Consider the following 23175-nt stretch of genomic DNA (forward strand, 5'->3'; position numbering starts at 1 on the left):
CCTACATCTCGTCACTTTGACGAAATAGGGGGTAGCATCCGTGTCATGAACTCAGCGGACCTTGGGCGACGGGTCGGTGTGCCGTCGACCGCACTCTTCACCGACCAGTACGAGCTCACGATGGTGCAGGCCGCACTGAAGTCCGGCACGGCGGACCGGCACTCGGTGTTCGAGGCATTCACCCGGCGGCTGCCCGAGGGGCGGCGCTACGGCGTGGTCGGAGGAACGGGGCGGGTGCTCGACGCGGTGGAGAACTTCCACTTCGACGACGAGATGCTGACCTTCCTCCGCGACCGGAACGTCGTGGACGCGCCGACCCTCGCATGGCTGGCCGACTACCGTTTCAGCGGCGACATCTGGGGCTACCCGGAGGGCGAGGTGTACTTCCCCGGCTCGCCGATCCTGCGGGTCGAGGGCTCCTTCGCCGAGTGCGTGCTGCTGGAGACGGTGATCCTCTCCATCCTCAACCACGACTCGGCGATCGCCGCCGCGGCCTCCCGGATGTCGGCTGCGGCCGGCGGCCGCGGGCTGATCGAGATGGGTGCCCGCCGCACGCACGAACTGTCCGCGGTGGCATCGGCCCGCGCCGCATACATCGGCGGCTTCGACACCACGTCCGACCTGGCGGCGGGTTTCCGGTACGGCATCCCGACCGTGGGCACCAGCGCCCACGCCTTCACCCTGCTCCACGACACCGAGCGCGACGCGTTCCAGGCCCAGGTCGACTCCCTCGGCCGGAACACGACCCTGCTCGTCGACACGTACGACGTGACCGAGGCGGTCCGTACGGCGGTGGAGATCGCCGGTACGGAGCTCGGGGCCGTACGGATCGACTCCGGGGACCTGCTCCTGGTCGCACACCGGGTGCGGCAGCAGCTGGACGAGCTGGGCGCGACCGGGACGAAGATCGTGGTGACGTCCGACCTGGACGAGTACGCCATCGCCTCGCTCGCCGCGGCCCCGGTCGACGCCTACGGGGTGGGCACGCAGCTGGTCACGGGCAGCGGCCACCCCACCTGCTCGATGGTCTACAAGCTGGTCGCCCGCGCCGGCTCCGCCGACCCGGCGGACCCGCTGCGTTCGGTCGCCAAGAAGTCGCTGGGTGGCAAGACCTCGGTGGGCGGCCGCAAGTGGGCCGCGCGCCGGCTGGACGAGCACGGGGTGGCCGAGGCCGAGGTGATCGGCACCTGCCCGGTTCCGGCGGAGCTGGCCGACCGGCAGCTCCTGGTGGAACTGGTGCGGGACGGCGAGGTCATCGCGCGCGAACCGCTGGAGGCGGCCCGGGTCCGGCACATCGCCGCCCGCGAGGGTCTGCCGATGTCGGCGGGCCAGCTGTCGCGCGGCGAGCCGGTGATCCCCACCGAGTACGTGTGAATGGCGCAAGGTGATGCCCGGGTCGTCCGAGCACCGCTTTGTCCTCAATCTCCGGACGGGCTTGATTGTGGGGCCGGAGTCTCTAGGCTCGATGGCATCCCCAACCGGCCCGGCCGTCGCACTTCTCCCCCACCGAAGGACACCCGCCATGCACCGCGCGTTGATCGTCGTGGACGTTCAGAACGACTTCTGTGAGGGCGGCAGCCTCGCGGTGGCGGGAGGCGCCGATGTCGCCGCCGCCATCACCGACCTGATCGGTGAGGCCCAGGCCGGATACCGCCATGTGGTCGCCACCCGGGACCACCATGTCGACCCGGGCGAGCACTTCTCGGACCGGCCCGACTTCGAGCACTCCTGGCCCGTGCACTGCGTCGCCGGTACGGAGGGGGTGGGCTTCCACCCCAATTTCGCCCCTGCCGTCGCCTCGGGCGCCATCGACACCGTCTTCGACAAGGGTGCGCACGCCGCGGCGTACAGCGGCTTCGAGGGCGTCGACGAGAACGGTGTCGGCCTCGCCCAGTGGCTGCGGGACCGGTCCGTCACCGAGGTCGACGTGGTCGGTATCGCGACCGACCACTGCGTCCGGGCGACGGCGCTCGACGCGGCCCGCGAGGGATTCACCACGCACGTCCTGCTGGATCTGACCGCCGGGGTCGCCGAGGGGACCACCGAGCGGGCCCTGACGGAGCTCCGTACGGCGGGCGTGGAGCTCTCCGGCAAGCCGGTGGTCCAGCCGGCTGTCTGAGCGGCCCCCGGGCTGCCGCCCGGACAGCCGCCCGGACAGCTCTCAGGCGGCCGGGCGGACCGGGCCCGCGTAGCCGCCGCTCGGTCTCAGCAGGGCCCGGATCGGGCGCCAGAGTTCCTGGCCCGTCTGCGGCAGAGCCTTCCACAGCAGGCCGTCCGGGTGGTGCAGCACGGCCGTGATCTCGTCCGGCGTGGGCGGCTGGGCGTTGCCGCGGAGGTAGACGGCGCGCAGGCCCAGATTGCGCAGCCGGGTCAGGGCGCGTGCCCGGTTGGCCGCGTGCACCAGGACCCGTACCGGCGCCGCCGGGTCCGCCCCCTCGGCCGTGTGGGTCAGGGTGAGTGCCACCACCACCGTGCCGTTCGGCAATCTGCAGAAACCTCCGCCTGCCATGTTCCGCGCTCCCCCGTGAGACGTCGTGTCAATAAGGATCTGACCAAGACGCACCTAAACACGATCGGCCGCCGCCCGCTAGAGGGCGACGGCCGATCATGCTTTGACCTGCGGTGATACGAACTACTTGGTCGACGGACCAACCAGGACGGTCATCGTGGAGCCACTGCGCGGCTCGCTGACGATCGAGATCCGGGTGTTGGTGTCAGGAACCTTGACGCTTCCCGTCGGGTTCTCCGCGTACCAGTACGTGCCCTTGCGGTCGTCGAAGACCGGGACACCGCGCGACGGCTTGATCTGCAGCGGCACGTCGGCGTTGTGGAGCGTGAAACCGTCGGTCCGCTGCCAGCTGAACGGAGCGTCGAACGGCTGGATCTTGTTACGCAGCAGCGAGCCGTTGGCCCACTTCATCGGCTTGGCGTGGGAGTCGACCGGAAGGATCAGACCCTGGCCGTGGTGCTGGGAGGTGTTGTTGTCCTTCTGGGACTTGTCCCAGAGCCACACCATCAGACCGTTCTGGTACGGGTAGTGCTCGACCCAGTCGGGACGGGTCGACGAGAAACCGAAGTTGTACGGGCCGACCTTGAGGGTCTTGTCGTACGAGACGTACTGGCGGTTCTCGGCGATGTAGTACTGCGGGTAGTTGTTCGTGAACGACTCACCGATCCGCGAGAAGCCCTTGACGGTCCAGCCGTTGTCGTCGCCCTCGGCGTTGTCCGTGAAGAGCGCGGCACCGTCCGCGGTCACGGTGATGGCGTCGGCCGTGAAGCCCTTGCCGCCCGCGCCGCCGTCCGTCTGGTAGCGGAAGCGGAGGTCGATCTTCTTGCCCGCGTAGGCGTTCAGGGAGTACGAGAGCTTCTTGTACGCGCCCGAGACGTCGGTGAGCGCCGGCTTGTCGCTGGCGTCACGCGGGATCGCCTTGCCGTCGGCCGTGCCGTCGAGCGCGGTCCAGTTGGCACCGCCGTTCTCGGACACCTCGGTGTAGAGGTAGTCGTAGTCGGCCTCGATGTCGTACCAGCCCGAAAGGTCCAGCGACGCGGCGGACTTGCCGGTCAGGTCGACCGAGCGGGTCAGCGTGTTCGACAGGTCGTCGCCCATGTCGCTCCACCACTGCTTCGAGCCCTCGGCGGGCTTCGTGACAGAGGTGGTGACGGCCTTCTCGGGGAGCTCGACGACCAGCGCCTGCTTGTCCTTGGTGTTGTACGCCGACACACCCAGCTTGTGCAGCGAGCTCTTGCCCGCCTTGGCGGTGCCGTAGTCGAGCCAGCCCAGCTGGAGCTTGTCCCAGGCGGTCATGTCGCCCGGCAGGTTGCCGATCTCACCTGTGCCGGTGCCGAGCCAGGAGCCCGCCGACATCAGGGACCAGAAGCCGACCGAGTTCTCGCCGCCGCCGGAGGTGTCGTACAGGTCCGGGAGGCCGAGGTCGTGGCCGTACTCGTGGGCGAAGACGCCCAGGCCGCCGTTCTCGGGCTGCGCGGTGTAGTCACCGACCCAGATGCCCGTGTCACCGATCTGGGCGCCACCGGCCTTGTTGTTGGCCGGGCCGGTCGCACCGGCGTTGGTGCCGTACGCGTACCAGCGGTGCGCCCACAGCGCGTCGGTGCCCTGGGCACCGCCGCCCGCCGACTCGTCCTCGCCGGCGTGAACCAGCTGGAAGTGGTCGATGTAGCCGTCGGACTCGTTGAAGTTGCCGTCACCGTCGAAGTCGTAACGGTCCCACTGGTCGTACTGCGCCAGGTCCGTCTTGATCTGCTCGAGGGTGCGGCCCTTGGCCTTCTGGTCGGCGACCCAGGCGTTGACGCCGTCACGGACCGTGTCCCACACGTTGGCGCAGTTGCTGTTGCCGCAGTAGTTGGAACCGTAACGGGCCTCGTTGTACGGGACCTTGACCCAGTCCGAGACCTGGCCGTCGACCGAGTAGCGGCCGGAGGAGGTCTTCTCGTAGTAGGTCTTGAGCGAGTCGACGCCCTTGCCCTCGCCGAAGTACAGCTCCTGGAAGTGCGCCTGGTTGTAGTCGGCCTTCCAGGCGGTGCTGTTGTCCTTCGCCTCGTCGGGCTCGGCTATCCGGTTGTGCGCCGGGCCGGGCGTGCCGCCGAACTTCTTGACGGGCGGCTTGGGACCGTCGCCGTCCGGGTCGAACATGGTGGTGTCGTCGACCTGGTCGCCGAACTCCACCAGGATGGTGAAGATCTTGTCGGTCTTCTCGCGGCCGAGCTCGACGTACTTCTTGTCGTCGAGCTTGACGACCTTGGAACCGTTGCGGTTCGAGACCTTCTTGTCCCCGGAGATGACCTGGTCCAGTGCGGCCTGACGCTGTGCGTCCTGCTGCTCGCTGAAGGGTCCCTCCAGGTCGTGGTCCTGCCCCTTCGCCGGTGCCGCCGGGTCACGGCGGTCGATGATGGAAGCACTCGAGCCCGAGCTCTGCTCGTCTGCCTGGGCGGTGGCGAATACCGACGCCGTAGCGGCGCTCGCGGCCAAGGCCACGACAACCGCGGTGGCGCGAAGCGCACGTCTCTTAGTGGTCACTTGATGCAGTCCTCCCCAGCGCCCGCGTCCGCGGCCAGGGGGTTACTGAAGGGCCGCGCGCGTAAACGCGTCACAAGTGACGACATTCGATCGGAGTTACGGAAGAAAAGACAGACCTTGACTTGAACAGACCAACTGCACTATGCAGGAGCCTCTTTCCGGTATCCGGACGTTCATCGGACCGCAACGGGCGCGTCGGAACGGCATGCTGACGAGGAATGTGACCCAGTGCGCCCCCCGTGCCTCGGCACCGTGGGTTAGGTCACGCTTACTACTCGTTCTGCTCGGGCATCCACCGTCATAGAGTCGCTTGACAGTGCGACCGTGTTGAGAGACTGCCCCAACCGACGTCCCGAGGACGGATACCGCCATGCCGCATCCGACTGCCGCACAGTTCTCCTACGGTTCGGTCACCGTCGTCTTCTCGACCCTCGCCATGCTGCTGCTCTCCCGTACGAGTTCACTCGTCGGCGTGGCAGTCGTCTGCACCGCGGCGCTCGCGCTCGGTCTGCTGGTGGCCGTGACCGTGCCCCTGCCGAAGCGTACGAAGACGGCACGGACGACCGGGACGGCGACGCCTTCGGCCGCCACCCGTACGCGACAGGCGCTCGACGGGATCTCGGCGAGGGTCCCCGCGGCCCGCTCGGCCGAACGCCCGGCCGAGCGCGTCGAGGAACACTCGCTGCGCCGCTGAGCGTGTCGGACGCGCGACGCGCGCCACGAGCCCTACTGGACGGTCACCACCACCGTCTTGGCCGCCTTGTCCTGGAGGCCCTGCCGGTAGGGCTTGTCCGTGAACATCAGCACGATGTTGATCAGCCACCACAGGCACGGGCAGCACAGCAGCGCCGGCAGCCACAGCACGACCGCGCGCATCAGCGCGGAGCTGGTGTCCGGTACGCGGCCGTCGTTGAGCATCGCGACGCGCAGCTTCAGCAGCCGCTTCCCGAGCGTCCGGCCGTCCTTCTGGGTCAGATACGTGTCGTACGCGACGTAGGCCACGAGGCCGATCAGTGACCAGAGCAGCTGGTGCCCGGTGTACGAGTTGCTCAAGGCAGAGGAGAAGTCCTCGTCTCCGTTGTCGTTCGTGACGTCGACCGCGCCTCCGAAGGGCAGCGAGACCAGATACAGCGGGATCGAGATGATGAGGAAGTCGATCAGCCGCGCCAGAATCCGCTTGCCCGGTTCACCGAGCGGCGGCATCCCGGCCAGCGGGTCGACTCCCCCGTGCTGACCGCCGTACTGACCCGGATCGTACGGCGGCGGAGGCGGCGGAGGCGGCCCGCTGCCGTAGGGAGAATCCCCGGACGGCGGCGTCGGCTCCTGCGGCTTCTTGAGGAACGGATCGTCGTCCTCGGGCGGCTGGCCGGGCGTCGGCTGGTCGTTACTCATGGGGGCAGTGCACCCCGGCCCACCCCCGCCCGCAACGGCTCAGGTGCGTTCGGGGGAAGGGGCGGGGCCACCGGGGCAGCCGACGGGGCGTCAGCCCGAAACGAAGGTGCGCGCCACCTTGTCGTGCCAGCACTGGCGCCACGGACGGTCGATCAGACACCACAGCACATTGAGAACGCCGACGGCGAGGATGCCGAGCACCCCGTAGACGAGCCAGCGGCGCAGCGCGGCGCCCACGGTGGGCGGGCCGTGGGACTCGATGTCGCGCACTTCCAGGCCGCAGAGCTTCTTGCCGAGCGTGCGCCCCCACTTGGCGGTGGGCAGCGCCTCCAGGAGGAAGCCGAGGACGAGGAAGGCGCCGAGCACCCCGCCGAACAGACCGGCCGTCGTGGAGTCCACCAGCCAGACGGTGACCGTCTCGCCGGACTGCTTGGCGGCTTCGATCTTCTCGTCGATGTGGTCCATGGCCTGGGTGACGAGCGGGAATCCGACCGCACCGACGACCGCGCCGAGTACGACGGTGTCGAGGAGCCGGGCGGCGAACCGCTTGCCGAGCCCGGCGGGCCTGGCCGAGGTCTGGGCGCGGGCGAGCTGCTGGAAGTGGTCGTCGACGGGCGGCTTCCAGGGCACGACGGGCTGGTCGGGCCGGGCGGCCTGCTGTCCCTGATGCTGTTGGGGTTGCTGAGGCTGGAGTTGCTGCGGAGGGCGCGCCGCCTGCTCGGGCTGGGCGAGCTGGTGCACCTGCTGGGCCCAGGAGGGCGAGCCGCCGCCGGGGCCGGGCGTGAGGGGCGTGTGGAGCGCCGGGGGTACGGGGGCGGGGGCCTGCGCGGGGGTGGGTGCGGGGGCCTGGTTGTGGGCCTGGTTGCGGGCCGCCTGGGGGGGCTGCGCCGCCTCGGGTGGCGCCTGGCGCTGGGCAGGGGCCGGGGCGGGGGTCTGCGGGGTGGCGCCGGGGCCCACCGTGCGGATCGTCATCGTCTCGTCGGCGGGCGCGGGTCCGGTGTCGCGCGCCCGGTTCGGCCTGGCGCCGCTTCCCTGGCCGCCCTGGCCGCCCTGGCTTCCTATGGCGCGGATCGTGACCGTGCCGTCGGACGGCGGGCGTCCCGCGTCCGCCGCGGGCCGGTCGGACCGGATGGCCATGGTGCCGTCGGGGACGGGGGCGCTGCCGTCCCGCATGCCGGGCAGCGCGCCGCCGGTCGGGTCCTGCGCCGCGGGCCTGCGGGGGTCGGCGGGTGCGCGGTCGGCGGGGGTACGTGCGTCGGGAGCGCCCTGGGCCGCCTGGCCGCCCCCCCAGGAGACGCGGCGGTCGCGGTCTCCGCCGAAGCCGGTCTGCCGGGAGGTGTCGGCCTGCCAGGTGGGCGCCGCCTCGGAACGGTTGCCGGTGGCCGGCCGGCCACCGGGCCCCGGTCCGCCGTCGGTTCCGTGGACTTCGTCGACCTCGTCGACGTCGTCGAAGAAGACCGGCCCGGTCTCCTCCACCGAAGCCGTCCGCTGCCCCGGTGCGGCAGCCGCCTCGGAGGGCGGCGGCGCGGGGGCTGCCTCGCCCTGCTGCGGCGCCGGCCGACTCGTACCGGGAACCCACGAAGCGCCGTTCCAGTACCGGACGTAACCGGGAATGGACGGGTCGGGGTAGTACCCCTCGCGGGGGCTGTCGTCACCGGGTGCCGGGGTTGGCGCGCTCATCACCGTGGTCCCGTATCTCTCTTCGAGGTCTCAGACCGTCTGTACAAGGGTCCACATCTATCAGACGGTCGCCCGCCCCGGGCCGGTCCCGGCGTTTGGACCTTCTTCCGGGAACATCTGAAGTTTTTTTGTGAAGTCGCGTAATAGGTGGCAGGGAGGGCGCTCTCTCCTTGTGCGGGCCGGTCATGGGACCGGCCACCGAGCACCGGAAGGTCGTGCACTCTCATGCTGAACGTCGTGGAACGCGAGCTGGAACTGAAGCTTGTCCTGTCGCCCGAGCGCTCCATCCCCGTCCCCGCCCGGCTCAGCTACCGCACCGCCGACCCGTACGCCGTGCACATCACGTTCCACATCGGCTCCGAGGCACCCGTGCACTGGACGTTCGCGCGCGAGCTCCTGGTGGAGGGTGTGTTCCGGCCGTGCGGGCACGGGGACGTACGGATCTGGCCGACGAAGACCGACGAGCACAACGTCATCAGTGTCGCCCTGACATCGCCCGACGGCAACGCCCTGCTGGAGGTGCCGTCCGCCGCCGTGGCCGCCTGGGTGGAGCGGACGCTGCACGTGGTGCCGCCGGGCACGGAGACCGAGCGGCTGGGTCTCGACGAGGCGCTCGCCGAGCTGCTCGCGCCGCTGCCTGCCGACGACCTGTGGCTGAGCGACCCGTGGTCCTCCGACGAGTCCCCGTTCCAGGACGGTGAGGTGTGACGGCACGGGCGTCAGAAGAGCTTGCCCGGGTTGAGGAGTCCCAGCGGGTCGAACGCGGCCTTGATGCCGCGCTGCACCTCGATGCCGACCTCACCCAGTTCCCGGGCGAGCCACTCCTTCTTCAGTACGCCGACGCCGTGCTCACCGGTGATGGTGCCGCCCAGTTCGAGGCCGAGGGCCATGATCTCGTCGAACGACTCGCGGGCCCGGCGGGACTCGTCGGCGTCGGTGTGGTCGAAGCAGACGACGGGGTGCGTGTTGCCGTCACCGGCGTGGGCGCAGACGCCGATGGTGAGGCCGAACTTCTCGGCGATGGCGGCGGTCCCGTCGAGCATCGCGCCGAGCTTCGAGCGCGGTACGCACACGTCGTCGATCATCGTGGCGGACTTGATGGTCTCCAGGGCGGTGAGCGACATCCGGCGGGCCTGGAGCAGCATCTCCGACTCGGCGGCGTCCTCGGCGGGGACCACTTCGGTGGCTCCGGCGGCGGTGCACAGCTCCCCCACGGCGGCCAGGTCGGCGGCCGGGTCCAGGGTGTCGAAGGCGCAGAGCAGCAGCGCCTCGGTGGTTTCGGGGAGCCCCATGTTGGCCATCGCGTTCACGGCGCGGACCGTCGTACGGTCCATCAGTTCGAGGAGTGACGGGGTGTGGCCGCGCTCCATGATCCGGCAGACGGCGTCGCAGGCCGCTGCCGCGGAGGAGAATTCCGCGGCCAGGGCGAGCTGCTGCGGCGGCTGCGGCTTCAGCGCGAGGACGGCCTTGACGACGATCCCGAGGCTGCCCTCGGAGCCGACGAAGAGCCGGGTGAGGTCGTATCCGGCGACGCCCTTGGCGGTGCGGCGGCCGGTGGTGAGCAGGCGTCCGTCGGCGAGGACGATGTCCAGGCCGAGTACGTACTCGGCGGTCACTCCGTACTTCACACAGCACAGTCCGCCGGAGGCGGTGCCGATGTTCCCCCCGATGGTGCACATCTCCCAGCTGGAGGGGTCCGGCGGATAGTACAGACCGTGCTCGTTCACGGCGCGCGACAGCACAGCGTTGATGACGCCCGGCTCGACGACGGCGATCCGGTCGACCGGGCTGATCTCCAGGATCCGGTCCATCTTCACGAGGGACAGCACGATGCAGTCCTCGGAGGCGTTGGCCGCCCCCGACAGGCCGGTGCGCGCGCCCTGCGGGACGACCGGGACGCGCAGGGCCGTCGCCGTGCGCATGACGTGCTGGACCTGCTCGACCGTGCGCGGGAGCACGACGACGGCGGGCGTGCCCGCGTCGCAGAAGCTCGCCATGTCGTGGGCGTACGAGGCGGTGGCGTCGGGGTCGGTGATCAGTGCCTCGGCGGGCAGACCGGCGCGCAGCTGTTCGAGAAGATCTTCCATGATCCAAGACTGGCACCCGGGGCCAATGGTGTGAACCCGTCTGCGGCAGCGTTCACAAGGAGCGGTGTGCTCTTCGTACTGACGCAGAGTGATCGGTATGGATGTCATGCCGCAGCAGGACCCGGAATCCCGTCAGCCGCCCGACCGCTATGCGTCCCCGCCGGGCGGGACCGCGCTCCCGCCGGAGGGTGCGACGGCCGTCGTGCCGCCTCCTCCCACGCTGCGTACGACCCTGCGCAGAGCCGCGCTCGGGGCGGTGGCGGCTGCCGTGCTCGTGGCGGGTGCGGTGGTGGTCGTGCCGGAGAACCGGGGCACCGGGCCGCGCGATCCCGGCGCGGTCGGACGGGCCCGGGCGGCGACGACCGCGGGCTCCCCCGCCGCGCTCTCGGACCTGACGGCCCTGATCGGGGACCGGCAGAAGCGGGTGGCGCAGCATCCGAAGGACGCGCCGTCGTGGGCGGTGCTCGGTTCGGCGTACGTGGAGCGGGGGCTGCTTTCCGCGGACGCGGCGTACTACGCCCGGGCGGAACAGGCGCTCCAGCGCTCGCTGGCCGTGCAGCCCGGTGAGCGCGGGAACGGCGAGGCGTGGGTGGGCATGGCGGCGCTCGCCAACGCACGGCACGACTTCCTCACGGCGAAGAAGTGGGGCGAGGCGGTACGGGCGCGGCAGCCGAAGACATGGCGGACGTACGCGGTCCTGATCGACGCGTACAACGGCCTGGGCGACTACAAGGCGGCCGGCCAGGCGACGGACAAGTTCGGTGAGCTCCGCAAGGGGGTGCCCGCCCTGGCCCGGACGGCCCAGATGTACCGCGACAGAGGCTGGCGCGAGGACGCGCTCGCCACCGCCCAGGAGGCCGCCGACCGGGCCACCACCCCCGCCGAGAAGGCGGAGGCCCTGTACCGGCTGGGCGAGCTGGCCTGGGAGCGCGGTGAGCCGGAGGAGGCCGTGCCCCAGTACGACGCGGCGCTGCAAACCGACAGCGGCCACCACGCCTCGCACGCGGGCCGGGCCCGCGCGCTGGTGGCCCTGGACCGTACGGCCGAGGCGCTGGCCGGCTACCAGACGGCGGTGGCGAAGCGCCCCCGCCCGGAGTACGTCCTCGAACTGGGCGAGCTGTACGAGTCGTTGGGCTTCGACGGCGACGCCCTCAGCCAGTACACGAAGCTGCGCGGGATGCTGACGCGGGCGAAGACCGCCGGGGTGAACGAGACCCTGGTCCTGGCCCGCCTGGAATCGGACCACGGCGACCCGGGCACGGCGGTGGAACTGCTGCGCACCGAGTGGTCCCACCAGCACCGCAGCGCCGCGGTGGCCGACGCCCTGGGCTGGGCGCTGCACCGGTCGGGCGACTCGGAGGAGGCGCTGGAGTACGCCCGCAAGGCCATGGAGACGGGCGTGAGGAACGCCTCGTACGCGTACCACCTGGGCGTGATCGAAGGGGAGCTGGCCCAGTACGGCGCGGCCCGCCGCCACCTGGGGGAGGCCCTGCGCACCAACCCGTCCTTCTCCCCGCTGGCCGCACCCATGGCAAAGGACGCCCTGAGCGCCCTCGGCGAACCGGCGGACGGCGGCCCGAAGGACATGCAGCCGACCGAGACCCCGGAACCGGCCCCGGAACCGACGAAATCGGCCTCGGCACGCCCGGAGGAGGCGTTCCCCGCGCCGTCGGCGAAGCAGGAGCCGAGCAGTCCCGCGACCACCTCTCCCGCAGAGCCCGCCCCGATTCCCTCGGCCCTCTCCTCCGTGGGGCAGTGATCCTTGGCGAGGACCGGCACACGCGCTCGGAACGCAGAACGGGCCCCGTGAGGGGCCCGTTCTGCTGCCCCGGCCGGGGAGGTGGCCGGGGGCGGTGGTGGTTCGGAAGGTCTGACGGCCAGGGCTGTCGGCTGGGTCAGAGGTTGCCGCGCTTCTCCTGCTCGCGCTCGATCGCCTCGAACAGGGCCTTGAAGTTGCCCTTGCCGAAGCCCATCGAGCCGTGGCGCTCGATCATCTCGAAGAAGACCGTCGGGCGGTCCTGGACCGGCTTGGTGAAGATCTGGAGCAGGTAGCCGTCCTCGTCGCGGTCGACCAGGATCTTCAGCTCGCGCAGGGTCTCGACCGGGACGCGTGTCTCGCCGGCCCAGTCGCCGAGCGTGTCGTAGTACGAGTCGGGGGTGTCCAGGAAGGACACGCCCGCCGCGCGCATCGAGCGGACCGTCGCGACGATGTCGTTGGTGGCCAGCGCGATGTGCTGGACGCCCGCGCCGCCGTAGAACTCCAGGTACTCGTCGATCTGCGACTTCTTCTTCGCGATCGCGGGCTCGTTGATCGGGAACTTGACCTTGAGCGTGCCGTCGGCGACGACCTTCGACATCAGGGCGGAGTATTCGGTGGCGATGTCGTCGCCCACGAACTCCTTCATGTTCGTGAAGCCCATGACCTTGTTGTAGAAAGCCACCCACTCGTTCATCCGGCCGAGCTCGACGTTGCCCACGCAGTGGTCGATGGCCTGGAAGGTGCGCTTGGCCGGCGGCTCGACGATCGGGTCGGCGGCGGCGAAGCCCGGCAGGTACGGGCCGGTGTAGCCGGTGCGCTCGACGAGGGTGTGGCGGGTCTTGCCGTACGTCGCGATGGCGGCCAGCACGACCGTGCCGTGCTCGTCCTTGACCTCGTACGGCTCGGTGATGCCACGGGCGCCGTGCTCCACCGCGTAGGCGTATGCGGCGCGCGCGTCCGGGACCTCGATGGCCAGGTCGACGACGCCGTCACCGTGCTCGGCGACGTGCTCCTCCAGGAAGCGGCCGTGCTCGGTGGACGCCTTGATGACCGAGGTCAGGACGAAGCGGGCGGCGCCGTTGGTCAGGACGTAACTCGCGGTCTCGCGGCTGCCGTTCTCCGGTCCGGAGTAGGCGACGAGCTTCATGCCGAACGCCGTCGAGTAGTAGTGCGCGGCCTGCTTGGCATTGCCCACGGCGAAGACGACCGCGTCCATTCCCTTGACCGGGAAGGGGTCGGCCTGCCGGGCGGTGTCGGGGGTGGTGTGCAGAGTCTCAGTCATATCCGAAGGTTCCCGCCGCTTCGCAAGGTGCGCAACAGTTCGCGATCCGACTGGGCACTCTGTGCAGTGGGTACGCTGCGTGCGGCGGCTATCTGTACATGATGACCATCACACACTCGACCCTCCGGAGGCGGACCGTGGCGATCGACCGACTGGACGGGCGGCTCATCGTGCTGCTGGCCCGGGAGCCCCGTATCGGAGTGCTCGAAGCGTCACGGCGTCTCGGGGTGGCGCGCGGGACCGTGCAGGCCCGGCTGGACCGCCTTCAGTCGAACGGGGTAATCCGGGGTTTCGGCCCCGCTGTCGACCCGGCGGCGCTCGGCTACCCCGTCACCGCCTTTGCCACGCTGGAAATCAAGCAGGGCCAAGGGGCGGACGTCCGGGCCCATTTGGGTCGCGTTCCCGAAGTGCTGGAGTTGCACACCACGACCGGGCACGGGGACATGCTGTGCCGGCTCGTCGCCCGCTCGAACGCGGATCTCCAGCGAGTGATCGACCTGGTTGTCGGATTTGATGGCATCGTCCGGGCCTCCACGGCGATCGTCATGGAGAACCCGGTCCCGCTCCGCATCATCCCGCTGGTCGAGCAGGCGGCGGAGGACACCGACTGAGCCGGGGAGTGACGTGTGAGCTTCTGGGAGTACCTGGGCAATCGGCATCAGCAGCTGCTCACCGATGCGTTCCAGCACGTCAGTGCCGTCTTCCAGTGCATGGTCATCGCCACGTTGCTGGGCATCCTGATCGGCATGGTCAGTTACCGGAGCGGCTGGGGCGGATCCCTGGCCATCACCTCCACGGCGACGTTCCTCACCATCCCCTCCCTCGCCGCGATCGGCCTGCTGATCCCGCTGGTGGGGCTGGGTGTGCCACCCACCGTTATCGTGCTCACCCTGTACGGGCTGCTTCCCGTCGTCCGTAACTCCATCGTCGGGCTGCGCGGCGTCGATCCGTCCCTCGTCGATGCCGCGAAGGGCATCGGGATGTCGCGGTTCGCCCGGCTGTGCAAGGTGGAGCTGCCGCTCGCCTGGCCGCCGATCCTGACCGGTATCCGGGTCTCCACGCAGATGCTGATGGGGATCGCCGCCATCGCCGCGTACGCCTCCGGTCCCGGCCTGGGCAACGAGATCTTCCGCGGGATCGCCTCGCTGGGCAGTGCCAACGCGATCAACCAGGTCCTCGCCGGCACGCTCGGCATCGTCATCCTCGCTCTGCTCTTCGACGCCGCGTACGTACTGCTCGGGCGGCTGACCATTTCCAGGGGTATCCGTGTCTGAGACCACGGCCGAGGCCGAACCGAGCAGCACCGCGACGTCCGGCGCCACCATCCAGCTGGAGAATCTGACCAAGACCTATCCGGGCAACCCCAGCCCCGCGGTCGACGACGTCTCGATGGACATCAAGGCCGGTGAGACGGTCATCTTCGTGGGGCCTTCGGGCTGTGGGAAGTCCACCACCCTGAAGTTCTTCGAAGTGACCGTCAGGGAAGCGCCCTTGAGCGGATCGCCCGCGCCGACCGAGCCCGGTTCCACCTTGTCCACCATCGGTGAAGCGCTCTTCGGCGGCCCAGCCGTCACGGTGCCTCCAGTCCGTGCGGCATCAGCGACACCTCGACCAGCGAGGCCATCCAGCCCACCAGCAGCGCCAGCACCACCGTCAGGACGGAGCCCAGCACCAGGACCCGGCATCCGCTGGGTCTGGATGCCCGAGGTGATCAGGTCCCCGAGACCGCCGCCGCCACCGAACGTGGCCAGCGTCGCCGGGCCCACATTGAGCACCGGAGCCGTCCGCACGCCCGCCAGGATCAGCGGGACGGCGAGCGGCAGTTCCACCTTGACGAGTGTCCCCACCCCGGACATCCCGATGCCGCGCGAGGCCTCGACCAGCGTCGGATCGATCGACTTCAGCGGATTCGTGCGAGGAACCCCGGGCTTCAGCCCCGGGAGGAATCGCATCCTGTGGTGTGCGTCGCAGCGGTCTGCTTTCGGCGCGGAGTGCCCGTGCCGCCACCTGGCGGAGCCGGACACGGTGAGGCGAACGCGTGTTTGCCGGGTCGCTTGATCGGGCGAAAGGTGTACGGATCCAGCTGGTTTGTACGACCGGCGGACTAGTGTCCGGGGCATGAAGGTGGTGGTGCGAGTCAAGCTGCTGCCGACGCCCGTGCAGGCGGCGGCACTTGAGGCAACTCTGACTGCCTGTAACGAGGCGGCGACCTGGGCGGCATCGGTCGCGTTCGAAACGAACACCTACCGGAGCCTGCCCCTGCGCAAGCACACTTACCAGGAGATCAAGACCCGGTGAGGCCTGGGTGCGCAGGCCGCCCAGCATGCGATCAAGAAGACTTGCGATGCCTACACCGCCCTGAAGGCGAACCTTCGCGCGGGCCGTTACGGCCGGCCGGCTCGAAGCGCCACGCCCGCGCCTCGGGCAAACCGGTGGCCTTCCGCCCGCAGGCGGCGCTGCCGTACGACGACCGGATGCTGTCCTGGCAGCACGAGCCACGCACGGTCTCGATCTGGACCAGCAGCGGACGGTTGAAGCACATTGCCTTCACCGGGCAGGCCGGGCAGCTGGAGGTCCTGGCCCGGCACCGGCAGGGCGAGTCGGACCTGGTGCGGCAGGGCGGGACATGGTTCCTGATCGCGACCTGCGAGATCCCCGAAGCCACCCTGAACGCCCACCCGGTCGCATTCCTCGGGGTGGACCTGGGCATCGTGAACATCGCCGCCACCAGCGACGACACCCGCCACTCGGGTCGCCGTCTCAACCGTAAACGGGTCAACGACCGGGTACTGCGGGCCAAGCTGCAGAAGAAGAACACCAAGTCCGCGAAGCGGCGGGCGAAGACGTACGCGGGCCGCGAGGCCCGTCGCAACAAGGACATCAACCACAAGATCTCGAAGAGGATCGTGGCGGAGGCTGCACGCACCGGTCACGGAATCGCCCTGGAAGACCTGGGCGGCATCCGTGAGCGGGTACGGCTCAGGAAGCCCGAGGGGGTACCTCCCTGCTCGAACGAAGTTGAGAGCTTGGGGGAGCGCCATGATCCACTCCTGGCCCTTTGCCCAGCTCGGCTCGTTCATCGCCTACAAGGCGCAACGTGCCGGGGTACCGGTGGTGTACGTCAATCCGGCGTACACCAGCCAGGAATGCTCACACTGCCACCACATCGAATGGGGAAACCGGCCCACCCAGGCCGTCTTCGCCTGCCGGTCCTGCGGATTCGTTGATCACGCAGACCACAACTCGTCCCACAACATCGCCCAACGCGGCTGGTGGACGTGGGTCTGCGGGGCCCAGTCAACGGCCCCAGCACTCACCCTCACCGCATAGCGCGGGAAAGCGAGAGCAGGACGCAGCCGGATCCATCACAGCCAATGATGGTCACGAGCAGCAAGCCCGGGACTTCAGTCCCGGGTCGTTGACCGAGAACATCATTCCGGGCCAGATGATCGGCCTGATCTTCAAGGCGGCCGGCGCGGAGGTCCTGGACCGGACGAATCTGCCGGGCTCGATCAGTGCGCGCGAGGCGATCATCCAGGGTGACGCCGATGCGATGTACGAGTACACGGGCACGGCCTGGATCACCTACCTCGGCCGTGCGAAGCCGATCGTCGAACCGACGAAGCAGTGGGAAGCGGTCCGCGACGAGGACCGGGGCAACGGGGTGACGTGGCTGCCGCAGTCCAGGTGCCCAAGTCCAGCTCCTGCCTGCTGGGCGAGGTGTTCACCACGGACGGGCGGATCAAGGCGATGGACCTGGACGTGCTGGAGGACGACAAGCACTTCTTCCCCAACTACAACGCGGCGCCGGTCATCCACACGGCGACCTTCGAGAAGTACCCGGAGATCGCGGACCTGCTGGACCCGCTCAGCAAGAAGCTGACGACGGAGGTGGCGCAGGTGCTCAACGCCAAGGTGGACGTGGACGGGGAGGACCCGCACGAGGTGGCGAAGGACTGGCTGGTCGAGGAGGGGTTCATCGAGGAGGGGTGAGAGGCAGCGGAACGAGAGTTGCAAAGAAGTCGTTGCAAAAAATGCTTGCAACCATTCCTTTGCAACTCTACGGTGGGCTCATGCCCGAGATCCCGCAGGACAGAGTCCACGAGCTCGACCCCCGCACCCTGCGGGGGCTGGCCCACCCCCTGCGTATGCGCCTGCTGAGCAGACTGCGCGCCGGCGGCCCCGCCACGGCCTCGCAACTCGCCGCGATCCTGGGCGAGTCCAGCGGGGCGACCAGCTACCACCTCCGCCAGCTAGCCGCGTACGGCTTCGTCGAGGACGCCCCCGAGCACGGCAAGGGCCGCGAGCGCTGGTGGCAGGCGGCCCATGAGTCCATCCGGTTCAACTCCGAGCTCCATGCCAACGCCGACCCGACGGTGCGGGGCGCCGCGAACCTCTTCACCCACGAGGTCGCCTCCATCCACGCGCAGGAACTCACCACCTTCCTCGGCACCTTGGGCGACTGGCCGGACTGGGCCGACGCCCACGACCTCAGCGACTGGACGCTTCGGCTCACCCCGGAACTCACCATGGAACTGGACGCCAAGGTGCACGAACTGATCAACAGCTACCGGGAGCGGGAGGTGGCTCCCGACACCGAGGGATCCGCCAATGTCCGGTTCCATGTGCACGCCTTCCCTCGCACATCCGACTGAAAGGACCGTCATGCACCCCGACATCCATGTCCTTCTCCACACCAGCCGCGCCGCTGAACTGCAGGCCGAAGCAGCCCAGTTACGGGCTCCGTCCAAGGATCTGCGCACCCGGCTCGGCTGGGCACTCGTCGAGTTGGGTCTGCGACTCGCCCAGAGCCGCCCCGCTCCCGCAGCGGTGCGCACACCTCGCACGGCATAAACCAGGACCGGGGGGGGAACACCATGGGCCACCGCACACCACTGACCGCCGTACTCGCGGCCAACTCCATATCCACCGCAGGTACTTCGCTCACTCTCATCGGCGTCCCGTGGTTCGTCCTGGAGACCACGGGCAGCGCGGGCCGGGCCGGCGTCGTCGCCTTCTGCGCGACCCTGCCGATCGTCGTCGCCGCGCTGATCGGCGGCCCCGTCATCGACCGGATCGGCCGCCGCCGGGTCTCCGTCGCCTCCGACGCGGTCTGCGGTACGGCCATCGCCGCGATCCCGCTGCTCCACTACGCGGAGGCGCTCGAATTCTGGATGCTGTGTGCGCTGATGGCGCTCAACGGCCTGGTCCACACGCCCGGCAACACGGCACGGTACGTCCTCGTCCCCGACCTCGCCGAGCATGCGGGCACCACGCTCGCCCGCGCCGCCAGCCTCTTCGACGCCGTGTCGCGCGGCGCCCGGATGGTCGGTGCGGCGCTGGCCGGTGTGCTGATCTCCCTCGTCGGCGCCGAGACCGTACTCCTGCTGGACGCGGCGACGTTCGTCGTGTCCGCGCTGCTGGTCGCAGCAGGGGTACGAGGGGTCCGGGCGGCCGAGCCCCGCAAGGCCGCGGAACCGGTGTCGCTGCGCGCGTACCGTGCCGAACTCCACGAGGGATACGCCTACTTGCTGGGAAACCGGCTGCTGCTCGCCGTCGTGGTCATGGTGATGTTCATGAACGGCACCGACCAGGGCTGGAACGCCGTCCTGCTGCCCGTGCACGCGGAGGGCGAACTGGGCGGGGCCACCGATCTCGGCCTGCTCACCGCACTGTTCGGGGCGGGCGGCCTGACGGGAGCGTTGCTGTACGGGGCGATGGGGCACCGCTTCTCGCGGCGGACGGTGTTCACGGTGTGCGTGATCCTGTGCGGCGCACCCCGGTTCGCGGTCGCCGCGCTCACCGGTACGACGCTGCCGCTGGCCGTCACGATGGCGCTGGGCGGGGTGGCGGGCGGCATGCTGAACCCGATCCTGACCACGATGACGTACGAACGCGTCCCGGAGGAGCTGCGCAGCCGGGTGTCCGGGGCGCTCACCGCGGGCTGTGAACTCGCCATGCCGGTGGGCGGTCTGGCGGCCGGCCTGCTGGTGGAGAGCACGGGCCCGACGGGAGCGCTGCTCGCGATGGGCGGCGTCTACTTCCTCGCCACACTGAGCCCGCTGGTCTTCCCCGCGTGGCGCACGATGGAGGAGCCGGAACCCGCCGCCGGGAAGGGCGTCAGCAGCCCGGGACCTTACCCCCCTGCTCCAGTGCCCGCAGAGCGGACACCGCGCCGCTCAGCGTCGTGACCGGAATCAGCCGGAGGCCCTTCGGCAGCTCCGCCTCGGCTTGCCTGCACTCGGCCTTCGGCACGAGGAAGACCGTCGCCCCGTCACGGCGGGCGGCCTGAGTCTTCAGGGACACCCCGCCGACGGCGCCGACCTTGCCGTCGGCGCTGATGGTGCCGGTGCCTGCGACGTTACGGCCGCCGGTGAGATCGCCGCCGGAGCCGTCACCGTCCAGCTTGTCGATGATGCCGAGCGAGAAGAAGAGTCCGGCGCTGGGCCCGCCCACATCGGCGAGGTTCAGGCTGACGTCGACGGAGCCGGGGGCCTTGTCGAGGTACTTCAGGGCCGCGTCGACGGCAACGTTCTGCGACTCCACCATGTCTTCGAGATTGTGCTGCTCGATCTCCTTCTCGGAGCCACCGGTCGGATAGACGGCGTCCCGGGGCATGACCGCCCGGTCCGTCCTGAACCAGCTGTCGATCACGTCACCGATCCCGACGTCGGCGGTCGGCCCGGTCGCGACGATCGTCGTCATCCGGAGCTGGCCGTCGGTGGTCCGGGTGGGCGTCCCCTTGATGGTGATCACCGGTTTCCCCTGATCGTCCCCGAGGACGTCCGCGGTCAGCCCCGGCTGCGCCAGGGTGAACGGCAGGGGCGCGAAGGCGGCCGTACCGAATACCGCGAGGACGGGCAGCGCACAGAGGGCGAGCGCGCGGGGGCGCGAGAGGCGAGAGAGCACCCGCCCAATCTATCTGGAGCCCTATGTCCTCGATCTCCCCCATTGCCTCAAGGGCATGGGGGACCCCCTCGACGGGCTTGAAATCAAGCCCGCCCGGTGGGACCCCGTCACCGCAGCGCGTCCGCCACCTCCCGGGCGGCGTCCAGCACACGCGGCCCCACCCGCTCCGGTACGGCGTCCGCGAGCATCACCACGCCGACGCTGCCCTCCACGCCCGAGACCCCGACGAGGGGTGCGGCGGCGCCGCTCGCCCCGGCTTCGAGTTCGCCGTGCGTGAGGGTGTAACCGGGGTGGTCCGGTGCGGGCTGCTGCCGGGCGGTGAGAATCGCCCGGCCCGCCGCGCCCCGGTCGAGCGCGTGCCGGAAGCCGGCACGGTAGGCGACGTGGTAGTCGGTCCAGGTCGGTTCGACGACCGCGACGGCGAGGGCGTCGGTGCCGTCGACCAGGGTGAGGTGGGCGGTGGCGCCTATGTCCTCGGCCAGCGAACGCAGCGCGGGCAGCGCGGCCTCCCGGACGAGCGGGTGCACCTGGCGGCCCAGGCGGAGCACGCCCAGGCCCACCCTGGCGCGGCCGCCCAGATCGCGGCGTACCAGGGCGTGTTGTTCCAGTGTGGCGAGCAGACGGTAGACCACGGTGCGATTGACGCCGAGTTTGTTGGACAACTCGGTGACGGTCAGGCCGTGGTCGGTGTCGGCGAGCAGCTTGAGGACGCGCAGTCCTCGGTCGAGCGTCTGGGAAGTCTCCGCGGTCACGACGCCCTCTCCTCTTGGTGAGTGGCGGCGGCTCTCTCACGGATGGAGCGACACCGGTCCCAGCGGCGACGCACGGAGAGGCCGCCGGCTGGCCATGGCACCGGCTGCGCTCCGCGGCGGCGTTGCCACGGGGCGTTCATATGGCCGGGACAGTAGCGAGCCAGTCCGCTCAGCGGAAGACCTCGTCCAGAATCCGGGCGCCTGCGGAAACTCCCGAACGGCCGCCGGGCATAAGCGCCGGTCAGCGGGACACCGTCCGGAACCCGGACATCTACGCGCGTCCTGGTCGGGCGACTCGTCCGCCACGCTCCGTATACGGCATGTGCACCACATGTGAACCAGCGTTAACAGGCCGTAAACAATCGGCCAAAATTTTTCCATGAAGGCAACGGAAAACGCCGGCCCGGGCAAGGAGTGGTGCTCCTGCCCGGGCCGGCGGTGGTGTGTGAAGAGCGCGCGGCTCCCCGCTCACGTCATACGGGTGGCCCACTCCTGGACCTTCTTGATCCGGTCCTGGATCTGTCCGGCCGTCGCCTCGGCGCTCGGCGGACCGCCGCACACCCGGCGCAGCTCGGTATGGATCACCCCGTGCGGCTTGCCGCTCTGGTGCGTGTACGCCGACACCATCGTGTTGAGCGACTTCCGCAGCCCGAGCAGCTGCTTGTGCGTGACGACCGGCCGCGCCTCGGCGGGCTTCTCCAGCAGGTCGGCCTCCTCGGCCGGCTTCTGGCGGCTGTGCGCGATCTGCCGGGTCTGCCGCTTCTGGAGCAGCAGCTGCACCTGGTCGGGTTCGAGCAGCCCCGGGATGCCGAGGTAGTCCTGCTCCTCCTCGCTGCCCGGGTGCGCCTGCATGCCGAATTCGGCACCGTCGTACAGCACCCGGTCGAAGACCGCGTCGGACTCCAGTGCCTCGAAGGGCAGCTGCTCCTCGGTCTCCTCGTCCTCCAGCTTCTCCGCGTCGGAGAGGAGTTTGTCCTCCTCGGCGAACGGGTTCTCCTCGTCACTGCCCTTCTTGGGCTTGTCGAGGACGTGGTCCCGCTCGATCTCCATCTCGTTGGCGAAGTCGAGGAGCATCGGAATGGTCGGTACGAAGACGGAGGCGGTCTCGCCCCGGCGCCGCGACCGCACGAAGCGCCCGACGGCCTGCGCGAAGAAGAGGGGCGTCGAGATGGTGGTGGCGTACACACCGACGGCGAGGCGCGGCACGTCGACGCCCTCCGACACCATCCGGACCGCGACCATCCACCGCGATTCGTCCGCGGCGAACTGGTCGATCTTCTTCGAGGCGGCCTTCTCGTCGGAGAGGACGACGGTCGCCTTCTGACCGGTCACCTTCTTCAGGATCTTGGCGTACTCGCGGGCCGACTCCTGGTCGGTGGCGATGACGAGCCCGCCGGCGTCGGGGATGCCCTTGCGCACCTCGGTCAGACGCTTGTCGGCGGCGGAGAGCACGTTGGGAATCCAGTCCCCGGTGGGCGAGAGCGCGGTGCGCCACGCCTGCCCGATGGCGTCCCTGGTCATCGGCTCGCCGAGCCGCGCGGCGATCTCGTCACCGGCCTTCGTGCGCCAGCGCATGTTGCCGCTGTAGCTGAGGAAGATGACCGGGCGCACGACACCGTCGGCGAGGGCGTTGCCGTAGCCGTACGTGTAGTCGGCCGAGGAGCGCCGGATTCCGTCGTTCCCCTCCTCGTACGCCACGAAGGGGATCGGGTTGGTGTCGGACCGGAAGGGCGTCCCGGTGAGCGCGAGCCGCCGGGTCGCCGGGTCGAACGCCTCCTGGCACGCCTCGCCCCAGGACTTCGAGTCACCGGCGTGGTGGATCTCGTCGAGGATCACGAGGGTCTTGCGCTGTTCGCAGCGGTTGCGGTGCAGCATCGGCCGGACGCCGACACCCGCGTACGTGACGGCGACCCCGTGGTACTCCTTGCTCACGGGGCCCGCGCTGTACTCGGGGTCGAGCTTGATCCCTATCCGGGCCGCGGCCTCGGCCCACTGCTTCTTGAGGTGCTCGGTCGGCGCGACGACGGTGATCTGCTGCACGACGTGGTGGTGCAGCAGCCACGAGGCGAGGGTCAGCGCGAAGGTGGTCTTCCCTGCGCCGGGCGTCGCGACCGCGAGGAAGTCGCGCGGCTGCTCCTGGATGTACCTCTCCATGGCGCCCTGCTGCCAGGCTCGCAGCTTCCCGGCCGTACCCCAGGGGGCGCGGCCGGGAAAGGCGGGTGAGAGGTGGTGGGAGGCGGTAGTAGTCACGGTCTCCGGTTCGGGTCTCTCGGGTACGT

General features: G+C 69.8%; 21 protein-coding genes and 4 pseudogenes. 15 read left to right on the plus strand and 10 right to left on the minus strand.

The features are described from left to right. The first annotated feature begins 45 nt into the window (after positions 1-45). Both ACFT7S_RS23735 and ACFT7S_RS23740 read left to right on the plus strand, forming a co-directional pair. Positions 46-1374, plus strand: coding sequence for a nicotinate phosphoribosyltransferase (locus ACFT7S_RS23735; RefSeq protein ID WP_382735066.1), 1329 nt, complete (start codon positions 46-48; stop codon positions 1372-1374). 148 nt (positions 1375-1522) lie between these two features. After that, entirely contained in the window at positions 1523-2119 is a 597-nt protein-coding gene (locus ACFT7S_RS23740; RefSeq protein WP_382735068.1) for an isochorismatase family protein, read from the plus strand. Positions 2120-2161: 42 nt separating this feature from the next. Here ACFT7S_RS23740 and ACFT7S_RS23745 read toward each other — a convergent pair whose 3' ends face one another. Beyond that, positions 2162-2509: a hypothetical protein gene (locus ACFT7S_RS23745; protein ID WP_382735070.1), complete on the minus strand. Its 348-nt coding sequence runs from the start codon at positions 2507-2509 to the stop codon at positions 2162-2164. 123 nt (positions 2510-2632) lie between these two features. Beyond that, the gene (locus ACFT7S_RS23750) at positions 2633-5035 is read right to left on the minus strand and encodes an immune inhibitor A domain-containing protein (RefSeq protein ID WP_382735072.1); all 2403 of its coding nucleotides are present in this window, start codon (positions 5033-5035) and stop codon (positions 2633-2635) included. A gap of 370 nt (positions 5036-5405) precedes the next feature. On the opposite strand from ACFT7S_RS23750, the gene ACFT7S_RS23755 reads away from it, so the two are divergent. Continuing rightward, positions 5406-5729, plus strand: a complete 324-nt coding sequence (locus tag ACFT7S_RS23755; RefSeq protein ID WP_382735074.1) for a hypothetical protein — start codon at positions 5406-5408, stop codon at positions 5727-5729. Positions 5730-5761: 32 nt separating this feature from the next. Here ACFT7S_RS23755 and ACFT7S_RS23760 read toward each other — a convergent pair whose 3' ends face one another. Both ACFT7S_RS23760 and ACFT7S_RS23765 read right to left on the minus strand, forming a co-directional pair. Further along, on the minus strand, positions 5762-6427 hold the full coding sequence (locus tag ACFT7S_RS23760; RefSeq protein WP_382735075.1) for an RDD family protein: 666 nt from the start codon (positions 6425-6427) through the stop codon (positions 5762-5764). A gap of 90 nt (positions 6428-6517) precedes the next feature. Then, positions 6518-8107 carry an RDD family protein gene (locus ACFT7S_RS23765; protein ID WP_382735077.1) on the minus strand — a complete coding sequence of 530 codons (1590 nt, stop codon included), beginning with the start codon at positions 8105-8107 and terminating at the stop codon, positions 6518-6520. 225 nt (positions 8108-8332) lie between these two features. Here ACFT7S_RS23765 and ACFT7S_RS23770 point away from each other — a divergent pair, with 225 nt between their 5' ends. Continuing rightward, on the plus strand, positions 8333-8815 hold the full coding sequence (locus tag ACFT7S_RS23770; RefSeq protein ID WP_382735079.1) for an SsgA family sporulation/cell division regulator: 483 nt from the start codon (positions 8333-8335) through the stop codon (positions 8813-8815). An 11-nt stretch (positions 8816-8826) separates the two neighbouring features. Here the strand turns inward: ACFT7S_RS23770 and ACFT7S_RS23775 are convergent, their stop codons facing one another. Then, positions 8827-10194 carry an FAD-binding oxidoreductase gene (locus ACFT7S_RS23775; protein ID WP_382735081.1) on the minus strand — a complete coding sequence of 456 codons (1368 nt, stop codon included), beginning with the start codon at positions 10192-10194 and terminating at the stop codon, positions 8827-8829. 97 nt (positions 10195-10291) lie between these two features. On the opposite strand from ACFT7S_RS23775, the gene ACFT7S_RS23780 reads away from it, so the two are divergent. Beyond that, positions 10292-11953 (plus strand): tetratricopeptide repeat protein, encoded by a 1662-nt coding sequence (locus tag ACFT7S_RS23780; RefSeq protein WP_382735083.1) that lies wholly within the window; start codon positions 10292-10294, stop codon positions 11951-11953. 136 nt (positions 11954-12089) lie between these two features. On the opposite strand, the gene hppD is transcribed toward ACFT7S_RS23780, so the two are convergent. Then, positions 12090-13235, minus strand: a complete 1146-nt coding sequence (gene hppD, locus ACFT7S_RS23785; RefSeq protein ID WP_382735084.1) for a 4-hydroxyphenylpyruvate dioxygenase — start codon at positions 13233-13235, stop codon at positions 12090-12092. Positions 13236-13372: 137 nt separating this feature from the next. On the opposite strand from hppD, the gene ACFT7S_RS23790 reads away from it, so the two are divergent. From ACFT7S_RS23790 to ACFT7S_RS23800, 3 genes and pseudogenes are all read left to right on the plus strand, one after another. Beyond that, entirely contained in the window at positions 13373-13846 is a 474-nt protein-coding gene (locus tag ACFT7S_RS23790; RefSeq protein WP_382735086.1) for an Lrp/AsnC family transcriptional regulator, read from the plus strand. A 15-nt stretch (positions 13847-13861) separates the two neighbouring features. After that, on the plus strand, positions 13862-14509 hold the full coding sequence (locus ACFT7S_RS23795) for an ABC transporter permease (RefSeq protein WP_382735088.1): 648 nt from the start codon (positions 13862-13864) through the stop codon (positions 14507-14509). After that, positions 14502-14735, plus strand: a pseudogene (locus tag ACFT7S_RS23800) (ATP-binding cassette domain-containing protein); the annotation flags it as partial. The gene ACFT7S_RS23795 and the pseudogene ACFT7S_RS23800, both read left to right, overlap by 8 nt. Positions 14736-14805: 70 nt before the next feature. Here ACFT7S_RS23800 and ACFT7S_RS23805 read toward each other — a convergent pair. After that, positions 14806-15124 (minus strand): annotated as a pseudogene (locus ACFT7S_RS23805) (ABC transporter permease subunit); the annotation flags it as partial. Between the two features lie 229 nt (positions 15125-15353). On the opposite strand from ACFT7S_RS23805, the gene ACFT7S_RS23810 reads away from it, so the two are divergent. The 7 genes and pseudogenes from ACFT7S_RS23810 (at position 15354) to ACFT7S_RS23840 (ending at position 19426) form a co-directional block, all read left to right on the plus strand. After that, on the plus strand, positions 15354-15533 hold the full coding sequence (locus ACFT7S_RS23810) for a hypothetical protein (protein WP_382735090.1): 180 nt from the start codon (positions 15354-15356) through the stop codon (positions 15531-15533). A 176-nt stretch (positions 15534-15709) separates the two neighbouring features. Then, positions 15710-16102 (plus strand): annotated as a pseudogene (locus ACFT7S_RS23815) (RNA-guided endonuclease TnpB family protein); the annotation flags it as partial. A 172-nt stretch (positions 16103-16274) separates the two neighbouring features. Further along, entirely contained in the window at positions 16275-16565 is a 291-nt protein-coding gene (locus ACFT7S_RS23820; RefSeq protein ID WP_382735092.1) for a zinc ribbon domain-containing protein, read from the plus strand. Continuing rightward, positions 16555-17228: pseudogene (locus ACFT7S_RS23825) on the plus strand (glycine betaine ABC transporter substrate-binding protein); the annotation flags it as partial. The gene ACFT7S_RS23820 and the pseudogene ACFT7S_RS23825, both read left to right, overlap by 11 nt. A gap of 80 nt (positions 17229-17308) precedes the next feature. Continuing rightward, the gene (locus ACFT7S_RS23830) at positions 17309-17890 is read left to right on the plus strand and encodes a helix-turn-helix domain-containing protein (protein WP_382735094.1); all 582 of its coding nucleotides are present in this window, start codon (positions 17309-17311) and stop codon (positions 17888-17890) included. Positions 17891-17900: 10 nt separating this feature from the next. Continuing rightward, positions 17901-18089: a hypothetical protein gene (locus tag ACFT7S_RS23835; RefSeq protein ID WP_382735096.1), complete on the plus strand. Its 189-nt coding sequence runs from the start codon at positions 17901-17903 to the stop codon at positions 18087-18089. A gap of 23 nt (positions 18090-18112) precedes the next feature. Next, positions 18113-19426 (plus strand): MFS transporter, encoded by a 1314-nt coding sequence (locus ACFT7S_RS23840; protein ID WP_382735098.1) that lies wholly within the window; start codon positions 18113-18115, stop codon positions 19424-19426. Here ACFT7S_RS23840 and ACFT7S_RS23845 read toward each other — a convergent pair. The 3 genes from ACFT7S_RS23845 to ACFT7S_RS23855 all read right to left on the minus strand — a co-directional run bounded on the left by ACFT7S_RS23845 (position 19356) and on the right by ACFT7S_RS23855 (position 23146). Continuing rightward, a complete protein-coding gene (locus ACFT7S_RS23845) occupies positions 19356-20144 on the minus strand; it encodes a S16 family serine protease (protein ID WP_382735100.1) in 789 nt (262 codons plus the stop codon). The two genes, ACFT7S_RS23840 and ACFT7S_RS23845, sit on opposite strands and share 71 nt — an antisense overlap. Positions 20145-20251: 107 nt before the next feature. Continuing rightward, a complete protein-coding gene (locus tag ACFT7S_RS23850; protein WP_382735102.1) occupies positions 20252-20896 on the minus strand; it encodes an IclR family transcriptional regulator in 645 nt (214 codons plus the stop codon). Positions 20897-21364: 468 nt separating this feature from the next. Next, a complete protein-coding gene (locus ACFT7S_RS23855; RefSeq protein WP_382735104.1) occupies positions 21365-23146 on the minus strand; it encodes a DEAD/DEAH box helicase in 1782 nt (593 codons plus the stop codon). Positions 23147-23175: the final 29 nt, after the last annotated feature.

It is taken from the genome of Streptomyces sp. NPDC057136 (assembly GCF_042670885.1).
Lineage (GTDB): Bacteria > Actinomycetota > Actinomycetes > Streptomycetales > Streptomycetaceae > Streptomyces.